The 16,248-nt window shown below is 43.4% G+C and carries 15 protein-coding genes and 2 tRNA genes; 8 read left to right on the forward strand and 9 right to left on the reverse strand.

The window, feature by feature from the left end:
• Positions 1 to 44 precede the first annotated feature (44 nt).
• The 3 genes from ACVFI8_RS03255 (at position 45) to ACVFI8_RS03265 (ending at position 4,053) form a co-directional block, all read left to right on the forward strand.
• Positions 45 to 1,946, forward strand: a complete 1,902-nt coding sequence (locus tag ACVFI8_RS03255; protein WP_457873035.1) for an alkyl/aryl-sulfatase — start codon at positions 45 to 47, stop codon at positions 1,944 to 1,946.
• Positions 1,947 to 2,026: 80 nt separating this feature from the next.
• Positions 2,027 to 2,287 (forward strand): hypothetical protein, encoded by a 261-nt coding sequence (locus ACVFI8_RS03260; protein WP_457873036.1) that lies wholly within the window; start codon positions 2,027 to 2,029, stop codon positions 2,285 to 2,287.
• 593 nt (positions 2,288 to 2,880) lie between these two features.
• The gene (locus ACVFI8_RS03265) at positions 2,881 to 4,053 is read left to right on the forward strand and encodes a DUF1624 domain-containing protein (protein ID WP_457873037.1); all 1,173 of its coding nucleotides are present in this window, start codon (positions 2,881 to 2,883) and stop codon (positions 4,051 to 4,053) included.
• Positions 4,054 to 4,126: 73 nt separating this feature from the next.
• On the opposite strand, the gene ACVFI8_RS03270 is transcribed toward ACVFI8_RS03265, so the two are convergent.
• Positions 4,127 to 4,510: a nuclear transport factor 2 family protein gene (locus ACVFI8_RS03270; protein WP_248714854.1), complete on the reverse strand. Its 384-nt coding sequence runs from the start codon at positions 4,508 to 4,510 to the stop codon at positions 4,127 to 4,129.
• Positions 4,511 to 4,840: 330 nt separating this feature from the next.
• On the opposite strand from ACVFI8_RS03270, the gene ACVFI8_RS03275 reads away from it, so the two are divergent.
• From ACVFI8_RS03275 to ACVFI8_RS03285, 3 genes are all read left to right on the forward strand, one after another.
• Complete coding sequence (locus ACVFI8_RS03275; protein ID WP_457873038.1) at positions 4,841 to 5,242, forward strand: DUF4345 domain-containing protein; 402 nt, start codon at positions 4,841 to 4,843, stop codon at positions 5,240 to 5,242.
• A 293-nt stretch (positions 5,243 to 5,535) separates the two neighbouring features.
• Entirely contained in the window at positions 5,536 to 6,168 is a 633-nt protein-coding gene (locus tag ACVFI8_RS03280; protein ID WP_457873039.1) for a glutathione S-transferase family protein, read from the forward strand.
• A gap of 123 nt (positions 6,169 to 6,291) precedes the next feature.
• Positions 6,292 to 7,482: a class I SAM-dependent methyltransferase gene (locus ACVFI8_RS03285; RefSeq protein ID WP_248714851.1), complete on the forward strand. Its 1,191-nt coding sequence runs from the start codon at positions 6,292 to 6,294 to the stop codon at positions 7,480 to 7,482.
• A 153-nt stretch (positions 7,483 to 7,635) separates the two neighbouring features.
• Here ACVFI8_RS03285 and ACVFI8_RS03290 read toward each other — a convergent pair whose 3' ends face one another.
• From ACVFI8_RS03290 to ushA, 6 genes are all read right to left on the reverse strand, one after another.
• Positions 7,636 to 7,842, reverse strand: a complete 207-nt coding sequence (locus ACVFI8_RS03290) for a cold-shock protein (protein ID WP_248714850.1) — start codon at positions 7,840 to 7,842, stop codon at positions 7,636 to 7,638.
• A 252-nt stretch (positions 7,843 to 8,094) separates the two neighbouring features.
• Positions 8,095 to 8,760, reverse strand: a complete 666-nt coding sequence (locus ACVFI8_RS03295; RefSeq protein ID WP_457873040.1) for a DUF3047 domain-containing protein — start codon at positions 8,758 to 8,760, stop codon at positions 8,095 to 8,097.
• Between the two features lie 128 nt (positions 8,761 to 8,888).
• Entirely contained in the window at positions 8,889 to 9,272 is a 384-nt protein-coding gene (locus ACVFI8_RS03300) for a hypothetical protein (RefSeq protein ID WP_248714848.1), read from the reverse strand.
• A gap of 459 nt (positions 9,273 to 9,731) precedes the next feature.
• Positions 9,732 to 10,112 (reverse strand): CBS domain-containing protein, encoded by a 381-nt coding sequence (locus tag ACVFI8_RS03305; RefSeq protein WP_457873041.1) that lies wholly within the window; start codon positions 10,110 to 10,112, stop codon positions 9,732 to 9,734.
• 113 nt (positions 10,113 to 10,225) lie between these two features.
• On the reverse strand, positions 10,226 to 11,230 hold the full coding sequence (locus ACVFI8_RS03310) for a lipase family protein (protein WP_248714846.1): 1,005 nt from the start codon (positions 11,228 to 11,230) through the stop codon (positions 10,226 to 10,228).
• Between the two features lie 261 nt (positions 11,231 to 11,491).
• The gene (ushA, locus tag ACVFI8_RS03315) at positions 11,492 to 13,153 is read right to left on the reverse strand and encodes a bifunctional UDP-sugar hydrolase/5'-nucleotidase UshA (RefSeq protein WP_248714845.1); all 1,662 of its coding nucleotides are present in this window, start codon (positions 13,151 to 13,153) and stop codon (positions 11,492 to 11,494) included.
• A gap of 229 nt (positions 13,154 to 13,382) precedes the next feature.
• On the opposite strand from ushA, the gene hutW reads away from it, so the two are divergent.
• Both hutW and ACVFI8_RS03325 read left to right on the forward strand, forming a co-directional pair.
• Entirely contained in the window at positions 13,383 to 14,738 is a 1,356-nt protein-coding gene (hutW, locus tag ACVFI8_RS03320; protein ID WP_457873042.1) for a heme anaerobic degradation radical SAM methyltransferase ChuW/HutW, read from the forward strand.
• Positions 14,739 to 14,847: 109 nt separating this feature from the next.
• The gene (locus ACVFI8_RS03325) at positions 14,848 to 15,894 is read left to right on the forward strand and encodes an acyltransferase family protein (RefSeq protein ID WP_457873043.1); all 1,047 of its coding nucleotides are present in this window, start codon (positions 14,848 to 14,850) and stop codon (positions 15,892 to 15,894) included.
• A gap of 55 nt (positions 15,895 to 15,949) precedes the next feature.
• On the opposite strand, the gene ACVFI8_RS03330 is transcribed toward ACVFI8_RS03325, so the two are convergent.
• Positions 15,950 to 16,040 (reverse strand) — tRNA-Ser (locus tag ACVFI8_RS03330).
• Positions 16,041 to 16,093: 53 nt separating this feature from the next.
• A tRNA-Ser gene (locus ACVFI8_RS03335) sits at positions 16,094 to 16,184 on the reverse strand.
• Positions 16,185 to 16,248: the final 64 nt, after the last annotated feature.

Raw genomic sequence — 16,248 nt, forward strand, 5'->3', positions numbered from 1 at the left:
TTAACCTACGGCCATCACAAACGTAAACAAGACATTGGCTTGATATGAAAAAAACAACGATTGCTTTATCTGCGGTACTTGCTATTGGCCTTGCCAACGTTGCATCTGCTGGAACGGAACATCGCTTTGACAATGTTGAAGTAACAATTCCCACCCTGTCTCACGATTACTACTTGGGCAAAGACTCGGGTGCGACCCACTACTGGCATGGTGAAAACCAAAACATGAAGTGGACAGCAACCGGCGGTAACGATGCGTTCGACGCTAAGTCAGACAAAGTACATCCGCAACTTACTGCTCATTCACAAAAAATGGAAAAAGGCATTTTTGCGTACCAAAACACCTTCTTCCAAGTTTACGGTTATGGTTTAACCTCGCCAATGATTGTTGACGGTGATAAAGGTTTGTTAATCTTCGATCCGGTTGAGTCTGTAGACAAAATGCAAGCGGTTATGAGCGACTTCCGTAAAGTAACCGGCAATACTAAGCCTGTTGCTGCAGTTATGTACTCTCACTGGCACCCTGACCACTACGCTGGCGTACGTGGTATTGAAGGCGCAGATGACGCGCTTATTATTGCTCACGAAACCTTTATGGCTAATGTAGTAAAAGGTTCTATGGGCGGCACTGGTCCAGCGCTTGGTTTTCGCGTTGACTACTCGCTGGGCACCCTACTTAACGTAGAAGAAGACGGCCGAATTAACGGTGGTCTAGGTCCAGATTTCGAAATCCGTGAGCACAGCCTTATTGCGCCAAACACCTTAGTGGAAGGTAAATTTGGCCAGCTAAACATGGAAATTGAAGGTGTTAAGGTAGAGTTCAAACACGTTCCTTCTGAAGCGTCTGACGAAATCACTGCCTACTTCCCAGAAGCTAACTTACTGTTTGGTTCTGAAGTAATCCAAGGCGAAAGCTTTCCTAACTTGCACACTATTCGTGGCACTCAATACCGTGACCCAAGCATTTGGTTCCCTGGTGTAGATACGCTTCGCGAATATAACGCCGATGTAATGATGGTATCTCACGGCCGACCTGTTGTGGGTGCTAAGCACGTAGACAACACATTAACGGCTTACCGTGATGCGATTCAATATACTTACGACCAGTCAATCAAAGCGATTAACAACGGCGCTACCCAAGAAGACTTGATTCGCGACATTAAATTGCCTAAACACTTAGAAAACCACCCTTGGTTGGGCGATTTCTACGGCTCTATCCGCCATGCGGCTAAGCAAATCTTTGTAGGTGAAATGGGCTGGTTTGATGGTGACCCAACAACCCTAAACCCCACTTATTCTGTTGAAGCCTCTAGCCGTTATGTTGCAATGGCTGGCGGTAAAGACAAGATGATGACTCTTGCTAAGCAAGCGTTTGACTCGGGTGATTACCAATGGGCTGCTGAGCTAAGCACTCACGTTATTCGAGTAGACCTTGAAGACATGAAACCGCGACGACTTAAAGCAGAAGCACTGCGTGAACTAGCTTACCGTGAAACCAATAACAACTGGCGTAACTGGTACTTAACCTCGGCGCAAGAACTAGACGGCACCATTGATTACTCTAAAAAAATCAATCTACAAGCTCCAGACTTAATGGTTGAGTTTAAACCTGCGCAACTGGTTAACGCTTTGCGCTTTAGCCTAAATGCAGAACGCAGTGCCAACCAGCACTTCGCCATAGCTTTTAACTTCTCTGATAGCAAAGAAGTTCACGCTTTAGAAGTACGCCGCAGTGTTGCTCAATTCCATGAGAACTACACTGGCGAAGCTAAAGCTACGGTTAACCTCACTAAACCAGTATTTCTTGGTTTACTTGTGGGCAAGGTAGATTTTTCTGAAGCAGTTAAAGCGGGCTTTATCACCTTAGATGGTGACGCTGCTACCGTTCCAGCATTCTTTGGCTTGTTAGACAAACCAGCAGAAAACCCAAAGATCACTTTGCGTTAATCGCCTAGTCGTCTCTTGGTTATGATGTAGAGCACCATAGGTGCTCTACTTTTTAATACTAAATCAACCATAGGCTAACCATGAAAAAGTATCTGTTAGTAGCAATGCTCACTGTTATTCCAGCAACCAGTTATGCCTGCAGCCACGATATGTTGTTTTCGGCGCCCCATCTACACGACCACGACGCACTAGTAGAGGCCTTAAACCAATCACAAGGCAAACAACCTAAACCGTTTACTCTAAGCGAGTTACCCGCTAAGCCGAATAAAGCTAAATTTCAAGCCAAAGGATTGCGTAAACTGCCCGGTTATAAGATGCCTCCCCCACAAGAAAAAACTTAAAAACCCACCAAAATATGATGAAGCCTTAAGACGCTCACGCAAATTAAAATTGCGTTAAAATACATATATCGGTAAAAAGCTCCACTCTTTACCGCTTAACTAGAGTTATCAACTTCCAACTATGACCAATGGCCGTTTTATAGCGCGTGCACTCATTATATGGACATTACTGATAAGCCAGTACTCCAGCGTAATGGCGTTTGCCGAACAGTTACACCATAGCGGATCCCAACGCAGTTTAAGTACCGATACTAACGAGCAGCATCAAAATGATAACTGTGCTTCACAGTCTTTAATTCAACACTGTGCAACAAGCTTATTAACCAGCAGTTTTACATGGCGCGTAACGACGCCATTTAGCCCAATACTAGAACCATTGGCTACAGCCTATTTACCCTTTACAAACCAGCACCAATTAATTCGCGCGCCGCCTCCCCATTCTCTTATCGTTAAACATACGTATATATTTACGCCACACTGATTAAGCACTAGCGTAAATGGTTACCGCTATAACTTGCAAAGCGCAAGAGTATGGCTTAGTGAACACAGCTTATTTATAGTAAATGAAGCCGCAAAAACAGCGAATGAATTTGATGACTACGATTACAAAAAACACCTACTCGGCCACTATGGTTAAATCACCTAGGCTGGCATCTATTGATGTAATGCGCGGCTTGGTAATGCTATTTATGCTGCTCGACCATGTACGCGAGCGCTTTTATTACCAACATCGAATTACCGACCCCATTACGATTGAAGATACCGAAGCAGAGCTATTCTTTACCCGAATACTGGCTCACCTCTGCGCCCCCATTTTTGTATTTCTTACTGGTGTATCAGCATGGCTATATGCCAACCCTAGTAACAAGGCACCCCGGTCGCCACGCGCGTTTCTATTAAAACGCGGGCTATTTTTAGTTTTACTAGAAGTTACCGTGATTAATTTTTCTTGGTTTGGTAATTACAACGCGCTGTACCTGCAAGTTATTTGGGCCATTGGCATTAGCATGATTGCATTAGCCCTGCTTAGCAGCTTACCTAACAAACTCATTGCTATAATCGGTTTACTCATTGTATTTGGTCACAACGCCTTGGCGCCTATTCAGTTTGCACCAGGAGAATGGGGATATAGCTTATGGACCATACTACATGACCGTAATCAGCTATTTAGTTCCGACACCTTTAGCGTATTTGCCTCTTACCCTGTTCTGCCGTGGATAGGCGTTATTTTACTGGGCTACGCTATTGGCCCGCTATTTAGCAACAAAGTACCGCCTAAGCAGCGCCAGCGAGATTTATTAACCCTATCAGCCAGTTTACTAGGCCTTTTAGCGGTATTGCGCGGCTTTAATATCTATGGCGAAGCCTTACCGTGGCAACTGGGTTCTAGCCATATAGAAACCATCATGTCGTTTTTAAACTTCACTAAATACCCACCGTCGTTGCATTTTATTTTGCTCACCTTGGGTATCGCTTTTGCATTATTAGCGCTATTTGAAACCTTTAATAACAAAGCAACAACAGCCTTAAAAACTTATGGTTCTGCACCGATGTTTTTTTATATATTTCACCTTTACATATTGTTGATTGCTTACAAGCTAGCCATGCTAACGTTTGGGCCCAATGCAGGGGATATTTTTGGTTTTGCAGCACTATGGCAAGTGTGGTGTGTAAGCGCGATATTAGCGGTTGTGTTGTACTTCCCTACTCGGGCGTTTGCCAACTATAAACATACCAGCAACCAAGCATGGATTAAGTACCTGTAGGTGTTTGTCACGTAAATCTTAACACCAACAACGCCGACTTAGTCGTCGGCGTTGTTGTGTAAGCTAAAAGACACTAAAGCATTGAGTTACCGTTAGCGGTTTCTTCCGGCACCATTTGAATACTATCCCAGTGCTCGATAATTTTGCCTGTTTCATCAAATCGAAAAAAATCCATAGTGACGTATTGGTCATTGCCAGGCCAAGTTTGATGAGTATGTAGGGCCACGGTGTCACCTTCGGCAATGCACCTAAGAAATTCTATTTGCTTGTCTGGGTAGTCACGCTGCATCTCGTCAAAATAGTCTATAAAACCCTGCTTACCATTGGCTACCACTGGGTTGTGTTGAATGTAATCCCCTCCCACATAAGCCGCCACGGCTTTAGCGGGTTCACCTAAATAAGCCATTTTGTAAAATGCGATGGCATTGGCTTTGTTTAACGCTAGTTGATGACTCATAAACGCCCCTAACAACAGAATGCTTAACCATTGATACTAGACCACTCGATCCGCTTTGTAAGCCGCTTAAAGTTAAAGAAACAGGCCTGTTTCAATCTCACGTCACACTCAAAGAATAGTATAAGTCTGCCTTAATCTCTTAGAGAAAAACTAAAATCCTAAGCGCAGCTTGCCAATTCAAGCTGATTATTAACCTTCAGCAGTTGCCAAAAACCCTATGCTTAGCCACTTAGATTGCAATAACCACCAAAGCAGCTATTAATTAATCAAAGCTGATGAATTCATTTGCTGTATGTCAAACCGACTACTGAACGAGCACAAAGGATATTTATGACACTGCCACAGAAATTTTTAATCTTAGCTGCTTTTGGGTTGAGCCCTATCGCTTTGTCTTACGGTTTGGCACCACAAACCAGCTTAAATTGGTTATTCGATATATCCGTAAATAGTACTAATGCCACCCATATATTTCGTGCTGTTATGGGCCTTTATTTTGCCATGGTGGTGTTTTGGTTACTTGGTGCCTTTAAGCACAAATACACCCAAGCAGCCTTATATAGCCTCGTGGTTTTTATGCTTGGTCTGGCAGCAGGAAGAGCCGTGAGCTTGGTGGTTGACGGGCCTGCGCATTGGTTACTTATTAGCTATTTTTTACTGGAACTAGCGTTTGGCCTAGTCGCCATAGTCATGTTATATCGGCTTGATTCTGCGAAGGAAGCTAATGCTACCTAAACGACAATCGAAAGCGGCTAGCTTAGCGTAAATTGGCTAAACCAAAATGTTAGTCTTACTATCCAGATACACCATGATTTTACTAACAACACCATGTGATCTTTTAGCGAGGAATCGCTCTTCAATACTCGTTACATTACAGGCTAGCATGCTTTTTCATTCGCTATTTACAACAAGATTAAATTAGTCGATATCAACAAAGCTGGCTAGTTACGGTTTAATCACTCGCTAACGGCAATAGAAGCGTCTATTTTAAAGAACCTGAACCAAACGAAAACTCAAAGGACTGCTGCATGATTACTCTTTACGGTTCGCCACGCTCTCGCTCACTGCGTGTATCTTGGATGCTCGAAGAACTAGCTATAGATTGGCATTACCATTACATTAATTTCCAAGCGGGCGACCATCGCAGTGAAGAGTTTCTTAAACTTAATCCCTGCGGCAAAGTGCCAGCATTAACCGATGGCGACTTAGCATTTAGCGAATCGGCCGCTATCTGCTTATATTTAGCCGAAAAATATGGCCCTCAATTTTTACCCACACCAGGCAGCAAGCAGGCAGCTCTGCATCACCGATGGGTGAGTTTCATTATCAGTGAGCTAGAACAAGCCCTTTGGACAATGGGCAAGCATCGCTTCGCCTTGCCTGAAGCACTACGCTTACCCGAGATGCAAACCACAGCAGAGTGGGAATTTAATAAAGCTGCAGCCATCGCCGAAATGTGGCTGCCAGACAGTGGCTATCTGATAGGTGAACAATTTAGCGTAGCCGATATTTTGTTATGCCAAACACTAAACTGGGCGGTTACTTTTCAACAACAGTTACCAGAAAAACTAATGGCCTATCGCAAACATGTTAGCCAACGCGAAGCCTTACAGCGAGGCTTGGAAAAAGAGCTCAATGGTAAAGCGATGAGTAAGTTATAACTCTCACCCTCCTTGGTTTTAGTGAGCCAAGGCCAAGCTTATTCTATAATTAGCGCAGTCTCTGCTTGGTGAAGACTCTGTAGATGACTATAATGCGCGACATTACAATCTAGGATAAGCATCATGAGCGGTATCATCACCCTTAAAGCCAAACGCGACAAAGCATTGTTGCGCCGGCACCCGTGGATTTTCTCTAACGGTATTCACAAAGTATCTGGCAAACCATTATCTGGCGAAACGGTTGAGGTTTATAGCGCCGAGGGTAAATACTTAGCGACTGCCGCCTATTCACCAGAGTCACAAATTAGAGCGCGAGTTTGGAGCTTCAATCAAGAGCAACAGATTGATAAAGCCTATTTTATTGAACGCTTGCAAGATGCAGAAGCTGCCCGCAGCATTTTGTCTGAGTTTGCTAATACTAACGCTTACCGTCTGGTCGCAGGCGAAAACGATGGCTTACCAGGCATTACTATCGATCGTTATGCCAATGTACTGGTATTACAGTTACTAAGTGCTGGTGCCGACTTCCAGCGTGCTAACTTAATAGAAGCATTGAAACATTGTTATCCTGAAGATGTGATTTACGAGCGCTCAGACGTAGCGGTACGTAAAAAAGAAGGCCTAGCGCCTGCACAAGGGTTAATCCACGGTGAACTGCCCGCACAGCCGATGGAAATAGAAGAAAACGGGCTACGTTTATTAATTAATGTAGAAACGGGCCATAAAACCGGTTACTACCTCGACCAACGCAATAACCGCAAGTTGGTAGGCCAGTTAGCCAAGGGCAAAAAAATCCTTAACTGTTTTTGTTACACCGGCGGCTTTGGCACTTACGCCTTAGCGGGCGGCGCTAAAAAAGTGGTTAACATAGATGTATCAGATGCTGCACTGGACATTGCAGCTAAAAACGTTGAGCTAAATGGCCTCGATGCCAGTAAAATTACCCAGCTAAATGCCGATGTATTCAAGCAACTACGGGCCTACCGTGACTGCGATGAGCAGTTCGACATGATAGTGCTAGACCCACCGAAGTTTGTAGACAGCAAAGCTAGCTTAAATCGCGCTAGTCGCGGCTATAAAGACATCAACATGTTAGCCATGCAAATGTTGCGTCCGGGTGGCATTTTATTGACTTATTCGTGCTCTGGACTCATGCCTACTAGCTTATTTCAAAAAATCGTAGCCGATGCCGCCATTGACGCTAAGCGCGAAATGCAGTTTTTAAAAACCTTAGAGCAAGCTGAAGATCACCCTGTAGGCGGCCCTTACCCTGAAGGCCACTACCTAAAAGGTTTTCTGTGTAGAGTGAAATAACACTCCAACAGCACACTAGCTTTTTAATGCTATAAAAACAAAAACCGCAGGCTAGCCTGCGGTTTTTTATAGGTATAACGCTTCAAACCATTGCACGCTTTAGCGTGTTACACCAATACATGGCGATACGGTTTAATTGGTTAAATATGCAGCTTAAAGTGGAACAACTTTATTTGCACATGGACCTTTTTGGCCTTGGCCAACTTCAAATTCAACGGCTTGACCATCATTCAAAGTTGCGTAACCACCGCCAGCTTGGATCTCTGAGTGATGAACAAACAAATCTTTGCTGCCATCTTCAGGTGTAATGAAACCGAAACCTTTATCGGCGTTGAACCACTTAACTGTACCTTTACTCATTTTTTTTACTCATACTGTTGGTGAAATATAAAAATTATATTCGAATTCACCAGTTCGAATACAAAACTAAACTGTTAGATTGCGCTAAAAGTACTGCTATAGCTTAAAGGCAGAGTTAACACTCAAACACTGTCAATACCATGCCCGCATTCTCGAGTAACTGCAAGCGGCATGACCAGAGTAACACAGTTAAAGGGATTAATGTTGAGACCTCTATTTGTTATTTCTGTAATAAATTAGAACAATAATGCGCTAATTAGCCGTAAAAATGATATCGCCATAGTAGGACTCTGCTTTGCTACCGCTATTATCGGTGTCGGTCATAATGGCGATAACATCAATATAACGATAGGCCTGGAGATTTGCTTGGGCACTTCCTTTATCACCAAAATATTTAATGAGATCGTCATAAACATTGCGTTTTTCACTGTACCATTGGCTTATTAGGTCATCCCTCCCGCGTATTGATAGCATTTTGACATTAGCCCCAGCAAAGGCATTGTTCCACACTCGTCCTTTATCCTGACGGCTTGACCACACATAGCTTAAACACTGAGTGTTCCAAAACAACAACCCGCCGTCGATAAGCACATAGATTCTGGCTACGTAATCATCCCCCTGCTTACTCTGCTCATCCAATAAAGGAAGCTTACTTTCGCTTAGCCAGCTCCAATTGATAAAGGGCGTTGCCAACAAATCAATTTGCGTTCTTAACAAAAGACCTGAGGCTGAATTATCACTCTTTGCCTGTATCGCAATGCGATTTTTATACTGCAATACGCGGTATTGGGTTTCCCTTGAGAAAACCTCATGCTCCCAATCCTTAAGACCGTTGTCCTTTAAAGAGCTTACATTATTCGAAGCAAGGGCACTCAAACTAAGCACGACAGCAAGGACTAACACTACACATCGAAACATTGGCTATTCCCTACAAGTATGTATTCGGATGAAGAAAATATCGGCGAAAGCTAAAAATAACCGTGATCCCTTAGGCTAGCTAGATGTCTTATTCTATACCTCGTTTTGCTGTAACCACTGCGGAGCATTTATTCGGTATGTTGATTGAGTAACTGGTATTGCTGGCTAAGTTCTATTTCTTGTTTACTCAATCTATACATAGCAAAAAATAAAAGTGCTGTAATCGGATTAAAAAAGGGGAAAAGTTGAATACCGGTCAAAGCTAACAATTGACCTCGACTTCTTTTTGAAATAGCTCTTTGTATCCAGAATGCATACGCCAGAGAGAAAAAGACCATCGCATACAAGACAAACGGTGAAAAGCCCAACTCTTGATTCATTATTTCTGGCACAAATATCCAGACACCTGCACCCAATACAATCACAGCAACGGATAGCCAATGAACAATCAGAAATAGCTTTCTAAACCAGCCTAAGCTAGAAAAATTCAATTGGTAGTTATTAATGTCCATATTTATCCTCAAGTTAAAACCCTTCACGGCAGCGCCACTCTCATCCGTCAACCTTTCAAACACTCGGTAAGTAAAAAATACCCGCGCTAAGAAGTGTTGTCATCACATATAAATCACCAGGAAAATTATCACTAATTCATATGGAATTCAGTTAGATAGAGCAAGAAATCACAATATTGTAATTATCCTGAAACTGAAACAGCATGATCATTGAGAACGTGAAAGTCTAAAATGCTGACAGTTAGCCTACACGATCAACTCTCTCGTGATGTTGTAGATTATTGCTTGATTCTTCAGGAAGGCTTGAGAAATCGGCTTGTCTCGATATGTATATGTCAATACATAGTCACCAAAACGCATACGCCAATGGCCACTGCCTAGATTAGACTCAATAATCGAAGTCAGACAGGACCCACTTACCAGTGGACAAAATGGCTTTGAAAGCGACCAAACAAAACGTTACTTATTTAAGTATGCTCTTAGGATATCCGTCGCCGAGACAATGCCTATAAAAAATGTACCTTCCATGACCACGAGGTGGTGAACTTTCTCTTTCACCATTAGCTCACCCGCTTCCTGAACAGACATATCAGGAGCGACTTCAATCACCTTATGAGTGCATAGCTCCCATGCATGTTCTAACTTGGGGTTCACGTGCAAGGTATTAAAATGCACTAAGTCGGTAGCACTTATCACCCCGAAGATTTTGCCGTCAGGTGTTAACACTGGTACACAATGCAGCTTGTTAGCATCGAGAACTTCACAGACTTTTTCAGCCGAATCATCAAGCTCTACACTAATCACATTGCTTTCCATAAAGGAAGTTACTCGACTATTCATAGTACCCTCACTCTTTAATTAACCAACAGCCCTGTATTAACGATAAAATACTCTGTTCTTATGTAATTATAGTTAGATAACCCGCCTTTCGCTTCTGATATATCGGCTAATAATTAGCGATTAACAGACTGTTGCGGTAAGTTATTCCAAAGCTTGAGACTATAGTAAACGGGCATATGGTCGGTAAAACTTATCGAGGTGTCTGCTTGCCACTGCTTTAAATTATCACGCCATTCTTTAAATGACTCTAACAGGTGCTGGTTTATCTCATTTAAATCCATGTTGAGGCTTTTACGGCGAGCTTCCTGCGATTTAAAGGTGCTAAGCACTAACTGCTTATATTGCTCAGAACTCTTCTCTGGTCGCTGATATTCAAGGGTTTGGTCGCTGTGAATATAAACCAACTCACCGGTACTTTCGAAGCAAAACTTTAGCGCGGGTAAATTCGGTGGCAACATCGGGATCGGATCTCTGGCGTGCTCTATTCGCCATGCTGGACGATTGTCTATTAGGCCGTTAAACGCTTTATCACCAACTCTTGGGGCACCATATATATACAAGCCTGTAGCCCGCTTAGTTTTAGCAAAACATAAACTGGCCAGGGCCCCACCTAAACTATGTCCTGTCATCCACATTGGTCGATTGGGGTACAGATCGATTTGCTGCTGAATAAATGCAGCCAATCCAGCTTGGCCCTGCCAAATCTCATCTAGCGCCTTTTGAAACCCGGTATGTACCCGCCCACCTTCGGCAAAAGAACTGGGTAAGGCGTCTAGATCACTTCTTAGTTCATATAAAGCAGATAACGATTTTAGCTCGGTGCCACGAAAACTAATGATTAACACATCTTCATTTGCGGCAGCCATACATTCGGTACCGGTACCTTGGAAGAACCTAAACTGCTCAAAGCCCGCCAGCTTATAGGCCATTCGAGCGAACCCCGGGTGGGTATACGCCAGCAGAGCACAATCGGCTAACCACCAAGCATTCACCTTGGAAAACACTGTATTGGTGGGCTCGAACGGATGCGTCTCTGCCGCATCAAAATACACATACCCCATATCAGGTGGCACAATATCGTAGCTTTTGGGATCAGGAATAGGCTTTATCAATGTCATCACTCATCACTTATGACTAAGCGCCTAGCTTACCTCATTGATAAGCTAAGCGGCTAAAGGCGAACAGCAGTTATTTTTGAAAATTTGAACTGAGCGAATACTTCAGCACATTTGCAGTAACAACTAAATGATGGCTAGCAGCAAACAAACCACCACAAAGCTAATTCAACGATGGGGCGTAAACCTAAATAGCGTGTGAGAAAAAAAACCACCGACTAATGCAGGTGGTTTCTGAAAAGGTTTATTCTAATGTCGGTCTAATTACTGATAACTAATTTCACCTTGGTCATCGAAGTCTGCCGCGTTGATCGGGCTATGCTGCTGCATAAAGGCTTTTAACACCTCGGCATCAACAAAACCGGTATCCACAAAACCGCTATGCTCAGTTATTTTAGGGTAACCGTCGCCGCCAGACGCATTGAAGTTAGGAATGGTAAAACGATAGCTTTCACTTTCTTGCAAGGCTTTACCACCAATCACTACATCACTCACCTTGCCATTAATCACTCGCATACTTATACCTGCAAATTGCGCATAAGCACCAGTATCTACCGGCATAGCAGCCACAACAGCAAGGTATTCTAATACTTCCGCGCCAGTCATATCCACATAGGTAATGGTATTAGAAAATGGCTGAACGGTAAGCACATCTTTATAGCTCACTGCGCCTTCTTCAATAGAGGCCCGCACTCCGCCAGAGTTCATTACCGAAAAGTCAGCATTCACTCGTTGCATGTGAGCCGAAGCAATTAAGCGCCCCAAGTTAGTTTGACCAAAACGAACTTTGTCTCGATCTCCAATTAAGCGGCCGCTGAGATCGGCAATTTCAACATTTAGCTGTTCTTGACCCTGTTCTTGATAAGGAGTCAGCAGGGCGAGAACCGCAGGGTCTTGCGCGATTTCATCCTGCACAAATACCCGTTGTTTTTTTCCATCTACTTTTATTTTTTTCTTTAGGTTAACCGGTATCAGCTGGTAGCTATCTAGGGAAAACTCGCCATTTTTAAACGTATAGTCGGCACGACCAACATATTTACCCCATTCATGGGCTTGAACGATCCACGTTCCATTTTGCTGGTCAGGCTTGCAATCATCACCCGGTTTGAAAGATTCTGCATAGTGATTATCACCTTCCATACAGACAGGCTCTTGAGAATGCCCCCCCACTATTAGGTCTAACTCACCATGGTTCAAGGAGCGAGCCAAGCTCACATCACCGGGTGCATTTACGCCATGTTTTGCATTGGCATAATGCCCCATATGAGTCACAGCAAACACTAAATCTGGCTGTTCCTTTTGGTATAACTCTGCGATGACCTGCTTTGCTTCAAGCTTGGGATCGCGAAACTCTAAGTCAGCCACCGTATCCGGATGAACTAACTTATAAGTATCTTCTGTAGTAAAGCCGATAACCGCAACTTTAACCCCCTGCAAATCAAAGGTTTGATAAGCTTGGAACTTACGTTCACCACTAGATTTTTGATAAATATTGGCTGACAAAAAAGGAAAACCGGCCCACTGTTGCTGCTTAGCCAAAACGTCTAAAGCATTATCAAATTCGTGATTACCTAAAGCCATAGCATCATAGCCCAGTAGGTTCATACCTTTAAAGTCAGGCTCTGCATCCAGTAGATCTGACTCTGGTACACCGGTATTAATGTCACCACCAGAGAGTAATAATACACTGCCCCCCTCGGCGGCAACCTCTTGCCGAATACTGTCAATTAGGGTTTTACGCGCGGCTAAACCATATTCACCATATTTATTCTGCCAAAAACGGCCATGATGATCATTGGTATGTAATACCGTTATTTGATAACTGCGGTCTACTTGCCAAGTTTGACTAGGCTCAGAGCTGCAGCCTACTAGCAGCCCCACTATCAATAATGAGGGGAGAATTCCGGTACGGTAAGCTATCTTCATCTTCAATCCTTGATGACATCAATAAGTTGCTTAATCATAGTTCAACAACAAGCTCTTATAACAGGCTAACAGGGATATAATTGCTTAAACCACAGCAAAAATTTACATCTTAGCCTAAGGTGTTGATGCTTATCAAAATCTGCTTAATTGAAAACATAACTTGGGCTAGATCAATAAACCCCAAATGATAATGATTTACATTTAGATTAAATGATAACTCGAGTAAGTCATGTCTAGCACAACCTGTTCAAGCAACATCGTATTACCTGAAATAATGACCGGTCAAGCAAGCCCTTCTCCACTGCAGTTCGCCTTTACCCAAAAAACCGCAGCGCATGCCAAACACGGGCAAAGAAAAACCCTCACTGGAGATGAAGCACATCGTGAATTGCGTAAACACTTAGATACTCCGGCTACAAGCCTACGCCAGCGGGCTATCTACATACATGTTCCCTTTTGTCGGGTTCGTTGTAGCTTTTGCAATTTCTTTCAATACGCCAGTAGCCAGCAAATGATGGATGATTACTTTAAACTGTTGGAACAAGAGCTAATTGCTAAGTCTCAGTATGCATGGAGCCAAGCAAAACCATTTGATGCTGTTTACGTAGGCGGTGGCACTCCTACCGATTTGACCGCAGAGCAATTATTAAGGCTTGGTAAACTAATTCGCCGCTATTTCTCGCTCACTGCCCTTTGCGAAATAACCCTTGAAGGTCGGCTAAATCGCTTTACTGACGACAAGTTTCAAGCAGCCTTAGACGGCGGTTTTAACCGTTTTTCCTTCGGTGTTCAAAGCTTTAACTCTACAGTACGTAAAGCGGCAAAAAGGCTAGATAAACGTGAATACATACTTGAGCGCTTACACCAACTCACTGATTCAGGTAGCGCGACTATCGCTATCGACTTGATTTATGGTTTACCACATCAAACTCCTGAAAATTGGCAGCAAGACTTGCAAGATGTGGTTTCCAGCGGTGTACATGGGGTAGATTTGTATCAGCTACTCACCTTTGGCGGTAGCGGCTTACAACGCAATATTGATGCTGGTAGAGCAAACGTTCCTTTAAGCACTAGCGACAAGGCCTTAATGTATCAACAAGGCCACCAGTTCTTTAAGGAAAAAGCATTCTCGCAATTAAGTTACTGTCATTGGGCTAGTCACCCTAGGGAACAAAGTCGCTACAACAGCTTAGCTAAACAGGGGGCAGAAATACTGCCTATTGGTGCTGGTGCCGGTGGAAATATCAATGGTTATGGGCTTATGCAGGCAAGAGACATTGATAGTTGGAGAACAGGTATTGAGCATAATCACTGGAGTTTCGAGCAACTCAGCTTACCCGCTGCAAACGCAGAATTAACTGCCGCAATTACCAGCGCCTGTGATCGAGGGGTGATTAAAGCTAGTGCATTTACCAATGGTCAAACACTATTTAAACAATGCCAACCTCTATTTGAAGCGTGGAAACGTAACGGTTTAGTAAGCACGGCTGACGACCAAGTAAAACTCAGTCTTGCTGGGCAATTTTGGTCGGTAAATTTAGCCAACGCCATGAGCAGTTACATACAGCAATATACGAGCATTTAAGTTGCCATTCCAAACCCATGACGAAAAATGCACACACTACGGTTGTTTATTTCGCTCGGAAGCACGATGATTAAAGCACGCTGATTTTATAAAACTAAAAGGGATTTTGGTGTTTGGATCTGTAAGAACTTTCTGGGCTTTAATGGTGGTATTTGGTCATATATTTTGGCTCAGCGACTTTGGTCGCTTTGCTGTCTTTGGCTTCTATATTCTTAGTGGCTACCTCATGACTTATGTGATGCAAAATAGTTACGGGTATAGCAATAGTGGTCGTAAACGATTCGCCCTCAATCGCTTTTTACGGCTTTACCCGGCCTATTGGTTTGCCTGTATCACCAGCCTTATTTTACTCATAGTGTTGGCCAACTATCTACCTGAGACGGGCTTTTCAACAATACGATTACCGCATGATAGCTTAAGTATTCTATCTAATATTACGATGATTTTCCCACACTGGATCCCTCATACGATTACTCCACGATTGTCGCCCGCCACTTGGGCGCTTACGGTAGAAATATTCTTTTATATCGCCATTTGTTTAGGTGTATCTAAAACATTAATAAGAACCTATATTTGGTTGGGCTTATCGATAGCTTTCGTAGTGTTTAGCTACACAGTTGATTTATTTTGGCATGCTCGTTACTTCTCTATTCCAGCAGGTTCTTTGCCCTTTGCAATAGGCTCACTGATTTACTTTATGGTAAAAAACCAAAGCATCCCTAAAAGCTGGAACGTGTTTTTAAAACACCCCGCGGTTATTTTGATCCTTATGGTAACTATTTCAGCGGCAGTGGCGTGGCTAATACCTCAAGGTTTAGACCATCGTGTCGTTGAACTACTCTTTTACTTAAACATGCTAATTAGTGCTCTATTAGTGATGAGCTTGGCAATGGGTTACCAAGTGAGCCAGTTAATAAGTAAGAACTTAGACAAGTTTATTGGCGACTTTTCATACCCCATTTACCTTCTTCACTACCAAGCATCGATGATCGCAAGTGTGCTCTTACTAGGCGAAGTAGCGAGGTTTAAGCCTGTTTTTGGAAGCCTTGATTTGGTGACCGTGTTCACTTTACTCACATTGCTATCACTGATAGTTATAAAGTGTATAGATATACCAGTAGAAAGACTCCGACGAGCAATACGACGTTCTAAGTAATTCTCGATTGGGAGATGAAACGAAAAAAGCCACGCAATAGCGTGGCTTTTTAAAATGGCGGAGGAGGAGAGATTTGAACTCTCGAAGGGCTATTAACCCTTGCCGGTTTTCAAGACCGGTGCATTCGACCACTCTGCCACCCCTCCGCAGGGGTGTTGCTGCGATTAAAAAAGCCATGCTTTGCATGGCAGTCTTAATATGGCGGAGGAGGAGAGATTTGAACTCTCGAAGGGCTATTAACCCTTGCCGGTTTTCAAGACCGGTGCATTCGACCACTCTGCCACCCCTCCGCAGCGGTGTGAATATTACGTATATGACTTTCAAAAGTAAAGGCTAATTCTGTTCAACCGCTCG

The organism is Agarivorans sp. MS3-6 (assembly GCF_054112545.1).